Raw genomic sequence first — 16921 nt, 5'->3', positions numbered from 1 at the left:
AATGATTGTCAAAACCGGCCGATGGCGCGTGCTATACCGAAACCGGCCAGAACGGTCACCGTGACGACCCGCAGCAGCCGTCCGGACGTGTCCAGCGCGGGCCAGTTGAGGTAGGCGAACCAGGCGAGGAACAGCGCGAGCACGAACAGTCCCGCCGCCGCGGCCCAGCCCGTCCCGGCCATCCCGAGCACCAGCAGCGCGAACACCGCGGCGAGCAGCGTCCAGCGCGGCAGCCGGTGCAGCAGCACCACCGCCGCGGCGCTCCGCCGCTCCACCGAGGCCCGCAGGCCCGTCGATCCCGTCGTGCGTCCGCCCGGCATCCCGCCTCCCCTCTCCACGCGCCCAACGTACTGCCAGGATGGGCGGATGATCGCGATAACCCGGTACCGGGTGCCCGGCGAGGACGCCGACGGCTTCGCCGCCCGCATGAGCGCGGTGCTCACTGCCCTGTCCGCCAGTCCCGGATTCCGCACCGGCCGGCTCGCCCGCACCGTGGACGACCCCGTCCTGTGGGCGCTCGTGACCGAATGGGACGGGGCAGGATTTTACCGGCGGGCCCTGGGTGCGCCCGCCGTCCGGATGGAGTTCATCCCCCTCGCCGCGTACGCCGTGGACGAGCCGGGCGCCTACGAGATCGTCACCACCGTGTAGCGGGCACCGCCGCGGCTTCGCCGTCGCGTGAACGGGCGTTCGCGACACGCGCGGGCGCGTCCCAAAACCGGGCAACCGCCGGGCAAGATCCTTCCGGGCGTCGTTTCGTACCCGCGTCCAAGGTCATCTTTGCCGCGTCACGATCACGTCGCGGGCCGCCCGGCCCGGCGTTCCACGGGGGAGACGCGATGCGCCATGTCGTCCTGCTCAGCGCACTGTCCGCGGCCGCGGTCCTCGCGCCCGCCGGCGCGGTCCTGTGGGAGGCCCCCGCCCGACCGGCGGCCGGGGCGCCCGCCGCGCTGACCGCCGCGACCGCCGAACCGGACCGGGCCGAGCCGGGGGAGACGGGGCGCGTCGTCCGGTACCGGGGGCTGAGCATCCCGGTACCGGACGGGTGGGAGGTGCACCGGCTCGACCGCGATCCCACCCGCTGCGTCCGCTACGACCGGCGGGCCGTCTACCTCGGACGGCCGGGCGAGCGTCCCGACTGCCCCGCCCGCGTCGTCGGCCGCACCTCGGCCGTCCACATCGCGCCGCTCGGCGACGGCCGGTCGTCCCGGACGGCCGTCCGCGCCGACCGGCTCGCCGCGTTCACCGTCGAGCGGTCCGCCGACCACGAGACCCGGCTCGCGCTGCCCGAGGCGGGCGTGGCGATCACCGGCGTGTACGGGGACGACCCCGCGCCGCTCCAGCGGGTGCTGCGCGGCGTCCGGCTCAGCCCGTCGTGGCCCGGCGAGCACGCTGAGCCCGGCGCGTCCGGGGAGGACGCCCCGGCCGCCGGGAGCCGCCGCGCCGGCTCCGAGCCGCCCGCCCCGGGTGCGTCCGGCGGCGACTCCGCGGACCCGCCGGACGCGGAGCCGCGGCGCCCCTGGACGCGCGGGCGCGGGTTCGACACCTGCACCGCGCCGTCCCTCGACACGATGGCGCGCTGGCGGGACGCGTTCGAGGTCACCAACATCTATATCGGCGGCGCGGCGCGCGGCTGCGCCCAGCCGAACCTCACCGAGGCGTGGGTGCGGGAGGTCCGGGCCATGGGCTACCGCATCACCCCGACCTACGTGGGATTGCAGGCGCCGTGCGGGCCCCGCCCGCAGCGCTTCACCAAGCGCAAGGCCGCCGAGCAGGGCCGCGAGAACGCCGTGGACGCCGCCCGCAAGGCGCGCGAACTCGGGATCCCGCCGGGCGAGCCGATCTACCTCGACATGGAGGCGTACGACGGCCGCAAGAAGGGGTGCCGCAAGGCGGTCCTGGACTTCATCGACGCCTGGGTGGGGGAGCTGGAGAAGCAGGGCTACCGGCCGTGCATGTACAGCAGCGCGGCGTCCGGGGTCCGCGACGTGGCGCGGGCGTCCGGGATCAACAAGCCGGACGGCATCTGGTTCGCCAACTGGGACGGGCGCGCGAGCGTCTACGGGGACCCGCACTTCCCGGACGACCTGTGGTCGCCGCACCGCCGCATCAAGCAGTACCGGGGCCCGCACAAGGAGCGGCACGGCGGCGTCACGCTCAACATCGACAGCAACGTCGTCGACGGGTACGTCTACTGACCGGGCGCGCGGGCGGGCCGGCGGCCGGACGCGCCCGCCCGAAAAGCCGTCGCGGATGTGCGGCGACGTGTGCGAGCCTCGCGGCAGGGAACACGCACCGGTGCCCTAAGCTGGGGAATGCTCTGAGGCGCCGGGGAGGACCGCGCCTCGGACGCACATCACCGGGGATCACACTCGCCGCCGTCCGCCGTACTCGCGGAGCGGGGGCGCACTCACTGTCCCGCCGACCGCCAGCCGGATGGAGAAGAATTCATGGCACGCCGTTCCGACGTGATGGAGACGATCGTCAACCTCGCCAAACGGCGGGGCCTGGTCTACCCGTCGAGTGAGATCTACGGCGGGCTCCGCGCCTCCTGGGACTACGGCCCCCTCGGCGTCGAACTGAAGAACAACGTCAAGCGCCAGTGGTGGAAGTCCATGGTGCAGGGCCGCGACGACATCGTCGGCCTCGACTCGTCGGTGATCCTCGCCCGCGAGGTCTGGGAGGCCAGCGGCCACGTGCAGGCGTTCGTGGACCCGCTGACCGAGTGCCAGTCCTGCCACAAGCGCTTCCGGGCCGACCACCTCGAGGAGGCCTACGAGGAGAAGCACGGCCGCCCGCCCGCGAACGGCCTGCACGACCTGTCCTGCCCCAACTGCGGCGTGAAGGGCTCCTTCACCGAGCCGCGGATGTTCAACGGCCTGCTCAAGACCTACCTCGGCCCCGTCGAGGACGAGTCCGGCCTGGCCTACCTGCGGCCCGAGACCGCGCAGGGCATCTTCATCAACTACAAGAACGTGGAGCAGTCCGCGCGGCGCAAGGTCCCGTTCGGCATCGGCCAGATCGGCAAGTCGTTCCGCAACGAGATCACCCCCGGCAACTTCATCTTCCGGACCCGCGAGTTCGAGCAGATGGAGATGGAGTTCTTCGTCAAGCCCGGCACCGACGAGGAGTGGCACCAGTACTGGATCGACGAGCGGTTCCAGTGGTACGTCGACCTCGGCATCCGCAAGGAGAACCTGCGGCTCTACGAGCACCCGGCCGACAAGCTGTCGCACTACTCCAAGCGCACCGTGGACGTCGAGTACCGGTTCAACTTCGTCGGCGGCGAGTGGGGCGAGCTGGAGGGCGTCGCGAACCGCACCGACTACGACCTGTCGACGCACTCCAAGGCGTCCGGCGCCGACCTGACGTTCTTCGACCAGGAGTCCGGCGAGCGGTACACCCCGTACGTCATCGAGCCCGCGGCCGGCGTCGACCGCTGCACGCTGACGTTCATGATGGACGCCTACGCCGAGGACGAGGCCCCGAACGCCAAGGGCAAGATGGAGAAGCGCACGGTGATGCGCCTCGACCGGCGGCTCGCCCCGGTCAAGGTCGCGGTGCTGCCGCTGTCGCGCAACGCCGACCTGTCGCCGAAGGCCCGCGACCTCGCGGCGCGGCTCCGCAAGAACTGGAACGTCGACTTCGACGACGCGGGCGCCATCGGCCGCCGCTACCGCCGGCAGGACGAGATCGGCACCCCGTTCTGCGTCACGGTCGACTTCGACACGCTCGAGGACGACGCGGTGACCATCCGGGAGCGCGACACGATGAGCCAGGAGCGCATCGCGATCTCGCAGGTCGAGTCGTTCCTCGCGGCGCAGCTCGTCGGCTGCTGACCGCCGGGCGCCCGCACGCGGCGTCCGCACGCCGTACGCACGCGGCGTCCGCACGCGATGAGGACGGGCCGCCCCGGGGGATGGGGGCGGCCCGCCGTCATGGGAGTCGGGGCTCGGTGGGGGAGTCGGGTCAGCCGGTGACGTAGAGCGCCTGGTCGTAGGTGCCGGAGCCGGGCGTCGACTCGCCTTGCAGCTCGTACGTCGCGGTGACGGTCGCCGTGGACGGGCACAGCCAGCTGCCGCCCTGCTTGGACACCGTCGCGCCGTTCACGCCGACCTGCGCCTGCCCGTTGCTCGTGTCCGGCCGGTTCGGGTTGTCGCCGTTGAAGCCGTCGGCGGTCAGGGTGCCGCCGAACACGCAGGTGATGCCGCCGAACAGGTCGACGACGGCCTGGACCCGGAAGTTGGCGATCGTGACGCTCGCGTCGCGGCCGCGGGTGCCGTTCGGGTCGTGGGCGACGGCGCCGCCCGTCCACGGCAGGTTCTGCGCGGTGATGGTGGACGACGTGCTCCCGGAGCAGGGACCGCCGTTCGCGCCGCTGAAGCTCGCCGCGTCGATCGCGAGGCCCGTGCCGTCGGAGTTCACCGACCCGGTCATCGTCGACTCCTCGCAGGAGCCGCTGCCGATCGACGTGGAGACCGTCGCGACGCCGAGCAGGGACGCCTGGACGTTGCCCGCGTAGGGAGCGGCGGTCGCCGAGCCCGCGCGGATCGTGGTGGTCGCCGCCGAGGCGGGGGAGACGCCCGCGGCGAGGACGGCCACGGCGGCCGTCCCGATGATTGCAGCTTGCCTGATTCGTGCCACCGGATGCTCCTTTGTCCGGTTTGGGGTGGGCATTGTGAAAGTAATTCGCTTTCCAGGGCGCGGCAATACCGGCCGGTAAGTACAGTGCCGACCGGATCCGGACACGCGGCCGTCCACGCAGGTCGGGCGGCCTTGGCCGGAATGGGAAGGCCGATGTGGCGGCGGACGCCCTTGACAGGAAAGTTCGTCGGTTGGTCAAGCCCTCGGCGAACCCGAAGCGTCCGCCCGCCGGTGTCCGCTAGGTTTGCCACAGCATCGTGGCGAGCCGAGGACCGACGACGGGAGGGACCATGCAGCGCCCTCCCTCCGCACCCGCCCGGACGGCGCTGCGGGCGCGGGCGTCGCGGTACGCGGGACACCGCACCGGACGCCGCGCCGCGACTCCCGGGGAGCTCCTCGCCCGGATGCTCGTCGTCGCGCTCGGCCTCCTCGGCCTGGTCGGCGGGCAGGGGCCGCACACCGCCGCCTCCGGCGCGTCCGCGACGCCCGCCTCCGTCTCCGGGGCCGGGCCGCGCACCGGCGCGGTCCAGGGCGTCCCGTCACGGGGACGCCCGGCGCCCGCGGGACTCGCCGACCGCGGCAACGCCCGGCACGCCGAGACCGCCGCGGCCGCGCTCGCCCGGCAGACCGACGGGACGGCCGCCCCCCTCTGGCAGTCCGCGCCGCCGCCCCCGGACACGGACGTCCGGCCGCCGCACGCACCGGCCGTCCGTCCGGCGGCCGCTCCCGGCCGCCCCGCGGTGGCGCCGCGCGCCGGCCCGCGCGGCCGCGCCCCGCCCGCCTCCGCACGGATCTGACGACCCGTTCGCGGTGCCGCGCCCCCCGCGGCCCCTCAAGTCCCCGTGTGGAGAGGTTTCCCTTTTGACTCGCGCCAACCTGGTGCGGGCGGTACTGGCGTTCGCCGTGCTCGCCGCATCGCTGTACTTCGCGCTGAACGAACCCGCCCGGCTCGGCCTCGACCTGCGCGGCGGAACGCAGATCGTCCTGGAGGCGCAGGACACCCCGCAGGTCGAGGCGAACCGGGAGTCGACCGACCGGGCCCGCGAGGTCCTGCTGCGCCGGATCAACGCGCTCGGCGTCGCCGAGTCGTCGATCACCCGCTCCGGCGAGCGGCGGCTCATCGTCGAGCTGCCCGACGTGCAGGACCCGTCCCGCGCCGCCGAGGTGATCGGCCGCACCGCCCAGCTCACCGTGCACCCCGTCCTGCCGCCCACCACCGGTGAGCTCGAGCAGGGGCAGCAGCGGATCAACGACGAGAGCGGCCAGCCGATCGTCATCGGGCCGGCGAAGCTCACCGGCGACCAGATCGGCGGCGCGGAGGCGGTCTACGACCCGCAGAACCTCAGCGGCTGGGCCGTCACCATCGACTTCCGCGGCAACGGCGACGACATCTGGCAGCAGATGACGGCCGAGGCCGCCTGCAAGACCGGCGACGAGCGGCGCGCCGCGATCGTCCTGGACGGACGGGTGATCTCCTCGCCCGGGGTCGTGCAGAGCGTCCCGTGCGGCGTCGGGATCAGCGGCGGCTCCACCCAGATCACCGGCGACTTCACCGCCGACGAGGCCAAGGACCTCGCGGCGCTGATCCAGGGCGGCTCCCTGCCCGTCCCCGTCAAGATCATCGAGCAGCGGGTGGTCGGCCCGACGCTGGGCGAGGAGGCCATCGACGCCAGCGTCCGGGCGGCGATCATCGGCATGGTGCTGACCGGCCTGTTCATCACGGCCGTCTACCGCCTGGCGGGCCTGCTGGCGATCATCGGGCTCTGCACGTACGCGCTGATCTCCTACGCGGCGCTCGTCGCCATCGGCGCGACCCTGACCCTCCCGGGCCTCGCCGGATTCGTCCTCGCGATCGGCATGGCGATCGACGCGAACGTCCTGGCCTTCGAACGGGCCCGGGAGGAACGCGGCCTCGCGCCCGGGCGGCATCCGCGGCTCGCGCTCGCGACCGGCTTCAACAAGGCGTGGTCGGCGATCGCCGACTCCCAGGTCACGACCCTGCTGGCCGCCGCCCTGCTGTTCTTCCTCGCGTCCGGTCCGGTCAAGGGCTTCGGCGTCACCCTCACCATCGGTGTCATCGCCTCGCTGATCTCGGCGATGCTGATCAGCCGCATGCTGACCGACGCCGCGGCCGCGTCGATGCCGCGCGTGATGAGGTCGCGGATCGGCGGCCTCAGCGGGCCGGGGCGCATCCGCCGGTGGCTGGAGACCAGCGGGCCCGACCTGATGAAGCGGCGCCGGGTCTGGCTCGCGGTCTCCGGGCTCGCGGTCGTCCTCGCCGTCACCGGGATCGCCACCCGCGGCCTGAACTTCGGCGTCGAGTTCACCGGCGGCCGCATCGTCGAGTACTCCACGGCCCGGACGGTCGACATCGACGTCGCCCGCTCCGCCGTCGCCGACGCCGGGTTCCCCCGCGCGATCGTCCAGACGTCGGGCGAGAAGGACATCTCCGTCCGCACCAGCGACCTGTCCAACCAGGAGGTCGAGGAGATCCGGAAGGCGCTCGCGGAGGAGGGCGGCGGCGCCACCAAGCAGCGCGACGAGCTGATCGGCCCGAGCCTCGGGGACGAGCTGCGGCAGAAGGCGCTGATCGCGCTCGGCGTCGCGCTGCTCGCCCAGCTCGCCTACCTGACCATCCGGTTCCGCTGGTCGTTCGGCGCGGGCGCCGTCCTCGCGATGTTCCACGACGTGCTGATCGTCGTCGGTGTCTTCGCGTGGCTCGGCAAACCCATCGACGGCGTCTTCCTCGCCGCCCTGCTCACCGTCATCGGCTACTCGGTCAACGACTCGGTCGTCGTGTTCGACCGCGTGCGTGAACTGTGGGGCGCCAACCCGAAGAAGCCGTTCGCCGAGGTCGCGAACATGGGCGTGCTGCAGACGATCCCGCGGACGATCAACACCGGCATGGGCGCCCTGTTCATCCTCGGCGCCCTCGCCGTCCTCGGCGGCGACTCGCTCACCGACTTCGCGATCGCGCTCCTGATCGGCATCGTCGTCGGCACGTACTCCAGCGTGTTCACCGGGACGCCGCTCGCGATCATGTTCGAGCGGTACGCCAAGTCGCCGCCGCCGCACGAGAAGGGGAAGTCCCGCCCGTCCCGTCCCCGCTCGTCGGACGACTCGGGCGCCGTCGTGTGACCGGCCGCGCCGCCGGTGCCCCGGGCACCGGCGGCGCGGACATGGACCTTGCCGCCCTCCGTGATCCCGCCGGACGCGTCCCGGTCGACCGAGAACGTCGACACCACCATGGTCGCCGCGACGGCCACCGCCGCCACGACCCAGGCCGACGCGACGGCCAGGGCGCCGATGGCGAGGTCCTTGCCCTTGCGCGTCCGGCGCCGCAGCACGGCGATCGCCGCGATCGCACTTGTCGCCAGAACGTGACCGTGACCGGCCGCCCCCCGGCGGAGGGCGGCCGTGCCGTCAGCCGCCGACGATCGACTTCCGCAGCGGGGCGCCGTCCATCAAGCCGACGAAGCAGACGACTTCGCGGCTGAGGCTCCAGGAGGCCTCCGTGGGGACGACCCAGAGGATCCCGTAGTCGGCCTGCGGCGCGTTTCTGAGCGGCGCGTCGGACCGTCTATCGCACTCCTGCTCCCCCTTCTGATCGAGGAGCTTCTGTGAGGGGGCCTGCGCGGAGCCGGAGAGGTTCTCGGGCAGGTCGAACGTGGCGAACACCTGGTAGCGGTGGGCAGCGTCGCAGGGGAGGAGCTTCACGCTCCCGACGGCCGCGGATTCGCCCCCCTCCTCGATCTCCGCGACGCAGTCGCCGGCCTCGAGTTCGTCGTAGATCCGCCGGTCGGCCTCCACCGTCTCGGCGAGCGGGCCGTCGAGCGTGCCGGACCCGGTGTAGTGCATCGCGCAGACGACCTTCCCCTCGCTGTCGGCCGAGGTGGAGCCGCCCGGCTCGGGCAGGTACACGTACGGGTAGAGATCGGGGTAGAGACGGCTCTTGCCCACCCATTCGGTCCGGCTGTGGCAGTACAGGTCGGCCCGGTCGAACATGGGGCCGGTGCCGAAGCCCTTCGCGGGCCCGACCGGCAGCCGCGCGGTGATCTCGCCCCGGTGCGGTTCGCTGCACGGCACCGCCTTCACGAACATCACCTCGTCGGCGTCCGGGTCGAACCCCGTGTAGCAGTCGCCCTTCTGCAGCGACGCGAAGTGGACCCTGCCCCCGTCCGTGATCGCGCCCGACGCGTCCCGCTCGACGGTGAACGCCGACAGCAGCGAGCCGCTCGCCGAGGCCACCCCGACCACGACCCAGAACAGCGCCGCGGCGAGCCCGCCGATCGCGAGGTTGCGGCCCGTGTGCGTCCGGCGCCGGACCTGGACGAGCGCGGCAATGCCGTACCCGACCGCGATGGGCACGATGCCGATGATCCCGGTGACCAGCGCGGTGATCGCGTACGGGCTCGTCCGCGGCGGAGCGGGAGGCGGCATCGGTCCCGGCGCCTGTCCCGCGGGCGGCCACGGAGCGGCGCCCCCGGGCGGGTACGGATGGGGCGCGGCGCCCGCCGGCGGCGGGCCCGGGAACGGCGCGGCGCCCGGCGGCGTCCAGCCGCCCCCGGGGGCGCCGCCGTGATTCCCGGGCCGGCCGCCGCCGGCGTTATCAGCGTTGGGTGGCATGGTCACGGCGGAGGAGCCTAATGATCTTCGGTAACGACCCGTGCCCCATTCGGTATTGGCGCCAGAATGTGGCAAATACCGGACATCTCACTGGGGTGTAAGGGGACCCACGAGCCCCGGACCGGTGACGTCGAGATAACAGACGACGGTCAGGATGCCGATCTCCCAGTCCTCGGGTGTCGGCCAAATGGCGCCGATCTCCACGCCCGGCTTCGGCGGAACCCTTTTGAACATTCTCCGGGCCTCCGCGGTGCATCTGCGTTCCGCCCCGAGACGGAGAACATCATCGGCGGGACGGGGCGGGAGAGTGCCCGGAGCGTAGGTACCGCCCAGGGAAAGCTCGTAGGTGGCGAACACCTCGGACCAGTGCGGTTCGCCGCACGGCACGGTCGGGATGATCGTCTTGTCCGCTCGCCTGTCGAAGCACGTTCCCGGGGTCAGTTCCTGGTACGCCGTCAGCGAGGTGTCCACCGTGTCGGCCAGCGGGGTCGTGAGCTCACCGCCCGCGTGATGCATGGCGCAGATGACGTCGCCCCGAGACGTCCGGGGTAGGCCGATGTAGGGCTCGAGCCGGGTGCGCACGCGGCTCTTCCGGAGATAGGTTGTCTTGCCCCTGCACAGGCTGAGCGCTTCATCGATGCCGAGGGGGAATGTCTGGAAGACACGCGCGATGACCTCGCCGGTGTGGACTTCGGCGCAGGGAACGGCTCGCACCGTTGCGGGCCGGGCGATCCTCGTGGCGTAGTCGTACCGGTACCCGGTGAAGCAGTCACCCTCGCGCAAGTCCGAGAACAGGGCCGTACCGCCCGCCGTGATCGTTCCCGCCGCGTCCCTTTCGAGCGTGGACTCCGGTGCGACGACGACCACCACGATCGTTCCCGCGGCCGTCCAGGCGAGGGACGCGGCCAGCGCGGTCACCGCCAGGGCCGCCCCCTTCCGCGTGCCCCGGCGGAGCCGGACGAGCGCCGCGACGGCGAACGGGACCGCGAGGGGGACGAGGCCGATCAGCCCGGTGACCAGCGCGACGACGGCCGTCCGGTCCGTCCGCCGGGCCGGCGTGCTCTCCGCGGGTTCCGAGGCCGCCGGTGCGGGGGCCTCGGGTGACGGCGGCGGGGCAAGGGCGTCCGGTGGAGCCCAGGGACGGTTCCGGTCGACGTCATCGGCGTTGGGCGGCGTGGTCACGGTCGGGAATGTAATGATCTTGCATAACGAACCGTGCACGTTCGGCGCTTGTCGCCGGACCGTGACCGTCGGCCCGTTCGCGGTCAGCGTGGGGCGAGGGAGCCTCGCATCGGTTCGCCGGGCGAGGTGAGCATGCACACGACCTTCCGGATCCCGATCTCCCAGTCGTGCGGGTTGGGCGGGACCACGAACAGTTGCAGGCCCGCCCGCGGCGGCCGGGGCCACGTCTTGACGGCCAGCGCCTCACACTGACTCATCACCTGCTGCTTGAGCGTCTCGGCGGCCGGATACGGCGGGTACGCGAGCGGGTCGTCCTCCAGCCCGGGCTGGACCTCGTAGGTGGCGAAGACCTGGGCGAAGTGCTTCCTGGAGCAGGACACCGGGGAGACGAGGGGATGCTTTTCCGGATCCCAGTTCTTGATGCAGCGCCAGCGGCGGAGCTCGTCGTAGGCCCGCAGCCTGGTGTTCACCGTGTCGGCCAGCCGGCCCTTCCGTTCGGCGTCGTGGTGCAAGGCGCAGATGATCTCCCGGCTGCCCAGCTTCCAGCCCACGACGTTGGGCACCTCGGAGTAGGGCCGCAGGGTCGGGTACACGGAACTCTTGCGCAGCCGGACGATCTCGCTCCCGCAGGTGACGATGGCCGCCCGCGCGGCGCGATCTTCCCCCGGCCACGGGCCGTCGGGCAGTTTCGTGCGCATGACGACCTCGCCCGTGTGGGGTTCGGCGCACGGCACCGCCGTGACGAGCTGGAGCCGCGACGTGGCGTCGTAATCGGTGAAGCAGTCGCCCTTCCGCAGCGCCCGGAACGCCGCCGTGCCGGACCTCGAGATCGAGCCCGACTCGTCGCGGTCGGGTTCGAGCACCGTCGCGAGCGCGGTGGGCAGGAGCATCGAGACGGCTGTCGACCAGGCGGCGGCGGCCGCGATGCCGATGACGGCGAAGCTCTTGCCCGTCCGCGTCTTGCGACGCCGGTGGACGAGCGCGGCGATGCCGAACCCGAGCGCGAGCGGCACCAGTCCCAGGAGCCCGGTCACCAGCGCGGTGACGGCGAGCCGGCTGGTGCGCGGCGGCTCGTCCGGCGGCCGCGGGCCGGGCCCGGCCGGGGCGGGCGCGGCCGGGGCGGGCGCGGGCCAGGAGGACGCGGTGAAGGGGGCGGGGCCCGTGCCGGGAGGGCCCGGGGGCGGGGCGGCGTCCATCTCGGGGAGGTCGGTGAAAGGCAGCGCACCCGTTCCGGGCGGGTCCGCGAACGGGACGGCGCCCGACGGGGCCGTGGGGGAGGGGGCGTCGCCCGGGCCCGGGGTGTCCGGGAAGGGGACGGCGCCGGTCCGTCCCCAGGCGGGTTCGCGCTGGTCGTCGGCGCCGTGGGCGTCCGGTGGCGTGGTCACACGCGCAATTTAATGATCTTGGACGACCGAACGAGCCCGTTTTCGGGTTTTGCGTCGAAAATGACCATTATTGGCCGCTTTGGTGGAACGTGCCGTGGCCGGGGGCGGGGCCCGGCCACGGCGGCGGGCGGTCAGGCGAGCGGCGGCTGGTCCTCGTCGTTCTCCGCCCGGATCACCTGCATGACCGCGTTGATCAGCGCGAGGTGCGTGAACGCCTGCGGGAAGTTGCCGAGGTGGCGGCCCGTGTGCGGGTCGATCTCCTCGGCGTACAGCTGCAGGGGGCTCGCGTACGACAGCAGCTTCTCGCACAGCGCCCGGGCGCGGTCCAGCTCACCGATCAGGACGAGCGTCGACACCAGCCAGAACGAGCAGATCGTGAACGTGCCCTCGTCGGACTCGAAGCCGTCGTCGGTCTCCGACGCGCGGTAGCGCAGGACGAGATCGTCCTCGGAGAGCTCGTCGGCGATCGCCAGCACGGTCTCGCGGACCCGCTTGTCGTCGGCGGGCAGGAAGCCGAGCAGCGGGATCAGCAGCGCGGACGCGTCCAGCGCCGTCGCGCCGTAGTGGGCGACGAAGACGCCGCGGTCGTCGAGCGCGTTGGCGAGCACGTCCGCGTGGATCTCGTCGGCCGCCGCCTGCCAGCGGCGGGCGCGTTCGGCGTCGCCGCGGATGCGGGCCAGCCGGGCCCCGCGCTCGGCCGCCACCCAGCAGAACACCTTGGACGAGGTGAAGTGCTGGGGTTCGCCGCGCACCTCCCACATCCCGCAGTCGGGGGAGCGCCAGTTGGCGAGCGCGTCCTCCACCTGCTTCACGATGATCTTCCACAGCCGGTCGTCGAGCCGGTCGCGCTTGCGCACGAACAGGTACACCGAGCCGATGATCGCGCCCCAGACGTCGTGCTGGGCCTGCATGTACGCCTCGTTGCCGATCCGGACGGGACGGGCGTTGTCGTAGCCCGACAGGTGTTCGAGCGTCGACTCGGGCAGCTCCTCCCGGCCGTCCAGCCCGTACATGATCTGGAGCTTGCCCTCGGCGGCCTCGGCGACGTCGGTGATGAAGTAGAAGAAGTCGTTGGCCTCCCAGTCGTAGCCGAGCGTGTAGAACGCCCACAGCGCCATCGTGGAGTCGCGGATCCAGGTGTAGCGGTAGTCCCAGTTCCGGTCGCCGCCGGGCGTCTCGGGGAGCGAGGTCGTCGCCGCCGCCGCGACCGCCCCGGACGGCGCGAACGTCAGGCCCTTGAGGGTGAGGGCGCTGCGCTGCAGGTGGGCGCGCCACGGATGGTCGGGGAACCGGCCCCGGTCCAGCCAGTGCTGCCAGTGGTGGACGGTCCAGATGAGCCGCTCCTGCGCCTCCTTGTAGGTGGCGGGGGCGGAGTGCTCGCTCCAGGACAGGGCGACGAACCGGGCCTCGCCCTGCTTGAGCAGCGTGCGGGCGGTCGCGAGGGACCCCTCGAAGCCGACGTTCATGTCGGTGGTGAGCCGCAGCCCGACGCCGTTCCCGCGCGCGACGGCCTCGTGGTAGCCGGCGCCCGTGTGCTCCCAGCGGGCGGGCGTCTGCCCGTAGTCGAACACCGGCATGCAGTCGAGCCGGACCTGCACCTGGCCGTTCACGCAGCGCACCATCCGGAGCAGGACGTGGTCGGCGTCGTAGTCCGTGGGGGCGCGACGGTGCGTGTAGGACCGTTCCGTCTCGTGGTGCCAGGGCCCCATGAGCAGGGCGTCCGTCACCACCAGCCAGCCCCCGTGCACCCACCAGGTCGTCTCCATGACCATGGTGCCGGGGATGTAGCGCTGCGCCGCGGGCACCTCCACCCCGGCCGGCCCGACCCGGAAGTAGCCGGCGTCGCGGTCGAGGATGGACCCGAACACGCTCGGGGAGTCCATCTTGGGCAGGCACATCCACTCGATGTTCCCGCTGGGGGCGACCAGCGCGGTCGTCTCGCAGTCGGACAGGAACCCGTAATCGGCGATGGGGGCGAACGGATCTCCCGCCCGGCCGCCGGCGACCTTCGGCCTCACAGCCTCACCTCCTTGATCCTCCATCATTCCCTCTCGCGTCCGGTGGGTACGCCATCGACGGGCGCGAATGTCGCCCCGGGCGCGCTCCGCCCGGGGAATCTGTGACGCATGTCCCGAATGCCGTAGTGGAATAGACCACTATCCAGGATCTGACCTGCGAGAACGCCACTCCGGTGACGGGGCGCCGAACAAACCCTCACAGCGCGGGTACAGTCCCGGCAAACAGGGCAGCGGACCCGCCACTGCCTGGGGGAACGCGATGACGCGCGCCTCCGGGGAAGCGGGACCGGAACTGTCCCTGGCAGAAACCGGAGCGAGAAGGAGCTCCCCGTGGCGAAGTTCGTGTACGACTTCACTGAGGGCAACAAGGACCTCAAGGATCTGCTGGGCGGCAAGGGCGCCAACCTGGCCGAGATGACCAACCTCGGACTGCCCGTTCCTCCCGGGTTCACGATCACCACGGAGGCGTGCCGGCACTACCTCGAGCACGGGGGCCTCCCCGACGGGCTCGAGGACGAGGTGGACCGGCACCTGGCCGAGCTCGAGCGCGCGATGGGCAAGCGCCTCGGGCAGAGCGACGACCCGCTGCTGGTGAGCGTCCGGTCCGGCGCGAAGTTCAGCATGCCGGGCATGATGGAGACCGTCCTGAACGTCGGCCTCAACGACGAGTCGGTGCACGGCCTCGCGGCCCAGGCGGGCGACGAGCGGTTCGCGTGGGACTCCTACCGCCGCCTCATCCAGATGTTCGGCGGCACCGTCCTCGGCATCGAGGGCGAGCTGTTCGAGGACGCCGTGGAGGCCGCGAAGAAGGCGCGCGGGACGAACGACGACGTGGACCTCACCGCCGAGGACTTCAAGGACCTCGTCGAGCGGTTCAAGGCGATCGTCCGCGAGCAGGCCGGACGGGAGTTCCCGACCGACCCCCGCGAGCAGATGGACCTCGCCGTCCGCGCCGTGTTCGACTCCTGGAACGCCCCCCGCGCGATCCTGTACCGCCGCCAGGAGCGCATCCCGGTCGACCTCGGCACCGCCGTGAACATCTGCTCGATGGTCTTCGGGAACCTCGGCATGGACTCCGGGACGGGCGTGGCGTTCACCCGCGACCCCGCCTCGGGCCAGCAGGGCATCTACGGCGACTACCTGCAGAACGCGCAGGGCGAGGACGTCGTCGCCGGCATCCGCAACACGGTCCCGCTGACCGAGCTGGAGCGCCTCGACAAGGCGTCCTACGACCAGCTCCTCCAGATCATGGAGAAGCTGGAGAACCACTACCTCGACATGTGCGACATCGAGTTCACGATCGAGCGCGGGAAGCTGTGGATGCTGCAGACCCGGGTCGGCAAGCGGACCGCCGCGGCGGCGTTCCGCATCGCCTGCCAGCTTCTCGACCAGGGGCTCATCGACGCGGACGAGGCCGCCCGCCGCGTCAAGGGCGACCAGCTCGCGCAGCTCATGTTCCCCCGCTTCACGTCCACCACCGACGGCATCACCAAGCTGACGCGCGGCATGAACGCCTCGCCGGGCGCCGCCGTCGGCAAGGTCGTGTTCACCTCCGCGCGGGCCGTCGAGCTGGCCGAGCGGGGCGAGGACGTCATCCTCGTCCGCCGCGAGACCAACCCCGACGACCTCGCCGGGATGATGGCCGCCCGGGGCGTCCTGACGTCCCGCGGCGGCAAGACCTCGCACGCCGCGGTCGTCGCCCGCGGCATGGGCAAGACGTGCGTGTGCGGCGCGGAGGAACTCGACGTCGACGTCAAGGCGGGCCGGTTCACCGCCCCGGACGGGACGACCGTCACCGAGGGCGACGTCATCTCGATCGACGGGTCGTCCGGCGACGTCTACCTCGGCGAGGTACCGGTCGAGGACTCCCCGGTCGTCCGGTACTTCGAGGGCGAACTCGCGGTCGCCGACGGAGACGACCTCGTCAAGGCCGTCGACCGCCTCATGCGGCACGCGGACGGCCGCGCCGCGCTGGCCGTCCGCGCCAACGCCGACAACCCCGAGGACGCGGCCCGCGCCCGCCGGTTCGGCGCGCGGGGCATCGGCCTGTGCCGCACCGAGCACATGTTCCTCGGCGACCGGCGGCGCCTCGTGGAGGCGCTGATCCTGGCCGAGGACGACGCGGAGCGGCAGGCCGCCCTGGACGCCCTGGAGCCGCTGCAACGCAGCGACTTCGAGGGCATCTTCGCGGCCATGGACGGGCTGCCGGTCACGATCCGGCTGATCGACCCGCCGCTGCACGAATTCCTCCCCGACCTCACCGAACTGTCGGTGAAGGTCGCGCTCGCCGGCGACGGCGCGGACCCCCGGGACCGCAGGCTCCTGGAGGCGGTCAACCGACTGCACGAGCAGAACCCTATGTTGGGATTGCGGGGCGTGCGGCTGGGTTTGGTGATTCCCGGCCTGTTCTCCATGCAGGTGCGCGCGATCGCCGAGGCCGCGGCGGCGCGGCGGAACGCGGGCGGCGACCCGCGCCCCGAGATCATGATCCCGCTCGTCGGGGCGGTGCAGGAGCTGGAGGCGGTCCGCGACGAGGCCCGCGGGATCCTCGCCGACGTCGCCCGGGAGACCGGCGTGGACGTCCCCGCGCTGATCGGCACCATGATCGAGCTGCCCCGCGCGGCGCTGACCGCCGGGCAGATCGCCGAGGCCGCCGAGTTCTTCTCCTTCGGGACGAACGACCTCACCCAGACGACGTGGGGTTTCTCACGCGACGACGTCGAGGCCGCGTTCTTCTCCCGGTACCTGGAGCTCGGCATCTTCGGCGCGTCCCCGTTCGAGACGCTGGACCGCGACGGCGTCGGGCGGCTCGTCCGGATCGCCGCCGAGGAGGGCCGCCGCGCCCGCCCGGGCCTCAAGCTCGGGATCTGCGGGGAGCACGGCGGCGACCCCGACTCGGTCCACTTCTGCCACGAGGTCGGCCTCGACTACGTGTCGTGCTCGCCGTTCCGGGTGCCCGTGGCGCGGCTCGAGGCCGGGCGCGCCGCGATCGCCGCGGCGGACGCGTCCGGCAGGCGCTGACCGGTGCTCCGCGCGGCGGCCGGGCGCACCGGCCGCCGCGCGGCG

General features: G+C 72.4%; 13 protein-coding genes. 7 read left to right on the top strand and 6 right to left on the bottom strand.

Annotated features, from left to right (window positions below; all coding sequences use genetic code 11):
* Nucleotides 1-8: 8 nt before the first annotated feature.
* Nucleotides 9-338: a DUF6703 family protein gene (locus ACFQ11_RS05385; protein WP_378296713.1), complete on the bottom strand. Its 330-nt coding sequence runs from the start codon at nucleotides 336-338 to the stop codon at nucleotides 9-11.
* A 28-nt stretch (nucleotides 339-366) separates the two neighbouring features.
* On the opposite strand from ACFQ11_RS05385, the gene ACFQ11_RS05380 reads away from it, so the two are divergent.
* The 3 genes from ACFQ11_RS05380 (at nucleotide 367) to ACFQ11_RS05370 (ending at nucleotide 3839) form a co-directional block, all read left to right on the top strand.
* The gene (locus ACFQ11_RS05380) at nucleotides 367-651 is read left to right on the top strand and encodes an antibiotic biosynthesis monooxygenase family protein (protein WP_378296712.1); all 285 of its coding nucleotides are present in this window, start codon (nucleotides 367-369) and stop codon (nucleotides 649-651) included.
* A 188-nt stretch (nucleotides 652-839) separates the two neighbouring features.
* Entirely contained in the window at nucleotides 840-2198 is a 1359-nt protein-coding gene (locus ACFQ11_RS05375; RefSeq protein WP_378296711.1) for a glycoside hydrolase domain-containing protein, read from the top strand.
* A 273-nt stretch (nucleotides 2199-2471) separates the two neighbouring features.
* Nucleotides 2472-3839: a glycine--tRNA ligase gene (locus ACFQ11_RS05370; protein WP_378296831.1), complete on the top strand. Its 1368-nt coding sequence runs from the start codon at nucleotides 2472-2474 to the stop codon at nucleotides 3837-3839.
* 130 nt (nucleotides 3840-3969) lie between these two features.
* Here the strand turns inward: ACFQ11_RS05370 and ACFQ11_RS05365 are convergent, their stop codons facing one another.
* The gene (locus ACFQ11_RS05365; protein WP_378296710.1) at nucleotides 3970-4644 is read right to left on the bottom strand and encodes a hypothetical protein; all 675 of its coding nucleotides are present in this window, start codon (nucleotides 4642-4644) and stop codon (nucleotides 3970-3972) included.
* Nucleotides 4645-4934: 290 nt separating this feature from the next.
* Between ACFQ11_RS05365 and ACFQ11_RS05360 the strand changes: the two genes are divergently transcribed.
* The 3 genes from ACFQ11_RS05360 to ACFQ11_RS05350 all read left to right on the top strand — a co-directional run bounded on the left by ACFQ11_RS05360 (nucleotide 4935) and on the right by ACFQ11_RS05350 (nucleotide 8028).
* Nucleotides 4935-5441, top strand: coding sequence for a hypothetical protein (locus ACFQ11_RS05360; RefSeq protein ID WP_378296709.1), 507 nt, complete (start codon nucleotides 4935-4937; stop codon nucleotides 5439-5441).
* Between the two features lie 64 nt (nucleotides 5442-5505).
* Nucleotides 5506-7782: a protein translocase subunit SecD gene (secD, locus tag ACFQ11_RS05355; RefSeq protein ID WP_378296708.1), complete on the top strand. Its 2277-nt coding sequence runs from the start codon at nucleotides 5506-5508 to the stop codon at nucleotides 7780-7782.
* A 48-nt stretch (nucleotides 7783-7830) separates the two neighbouring features.
* Complete coding sequence (locus ACFQ11_RS05350) at nucleotides 7831-8028, top strand: hypothetical protein (RefSeq protein ID WP_378296707.1); 198 nt, start codon at nucleotides 7831-7833, stop codon at nucleotides 8026-8028.
* A 39-nt stretch (nucleotides 8029-8067) separates the two neighbouring features.
* Here the strand turns inward: ACFQ11_RS05350 and ACFQ11_RS05345 are convergent, their stop codons facing one another.
* The 4 genes from ACFQ11_RS05345 to ACFQ11_RS05330 form a co-directional block, all read right to left on the bottom strand.
* Entirely contained in the window at nucleotides 8068-9084 is a 1017-nt protein-coding gene (locus tag ACFQ11_RS05345) for a DUF4190 domain-containing protein (protein WP_378296705.1), read from the bottom strand.
* Nucleotides 9085-9357: 273 nt separating this feature from the next.
* Nucleotides 9358-10452, bottom strand: a complete 1095-nt coding sequence (locus ACFQ11_RS05340) for a septum formation family protein (protein WP_378296704.1) — start codon at nucleotides 10450-10452, stop codon at nucleotides 9358-9360.
* Nucleotides 10453-10535: 83 nt separating this feature from the next.
* Nucleotides 10536-11837 carry a DUF4190 domain-containing protein gene (locus tag ACFQ11_RS05335; RefSeq protein ID WP_378296703.1) on the bottom strand — a complete coding sequence of 434 codons (1302 nt, stop codon included), beginning with the start codon at nucleotides 11835-11837 and terminating at the stop codon, nucleotides 10536-10538.
* Nucleotides 11838-11968: 131 nt separating this feature from the next.
* A complete protein-coding gene (locus ACFQ11_RS05330; protein WP_378296702.1) occupies nucleotides 11969-13855 on the bottom strand; it encodes a glycoside hydrolase family 15 protein in 1887 nt (628 codons plus the stop codon).
* A 330-nt stretch (nucleotides 13856-14185) separates the two neighbouring features.
* On the opposite strand from ACFQ11_RS05330, the gene ppdK reads away from it, so the two are divergent.
* Entirely contained in the window at nucleotides 14186-16876 is a 2691-nt protein-coding gene (gene ppdK, locus ACFQ11_RS05325; RefSeq protein ID WP_378296701.1) for a pyruvate, phosphate dikinase, read from the top strand.
* Nucleotides 16877-16921: the final 45 nt, after the last annotated feature.

The organism is Actinomadura sediminis (assembly GCF_042675525.1).
Lineage (GTDB): Bacteria > Actinomycetota > Actinomycetes > Streptosporangiales > Streptosporangiaceae > Spirillospora > Spirillospora sediminis.
Note: the sequence above shows the minus strand (reverse complement) of the source record. Positions and strands in the feature narration are given on the sequence as shown.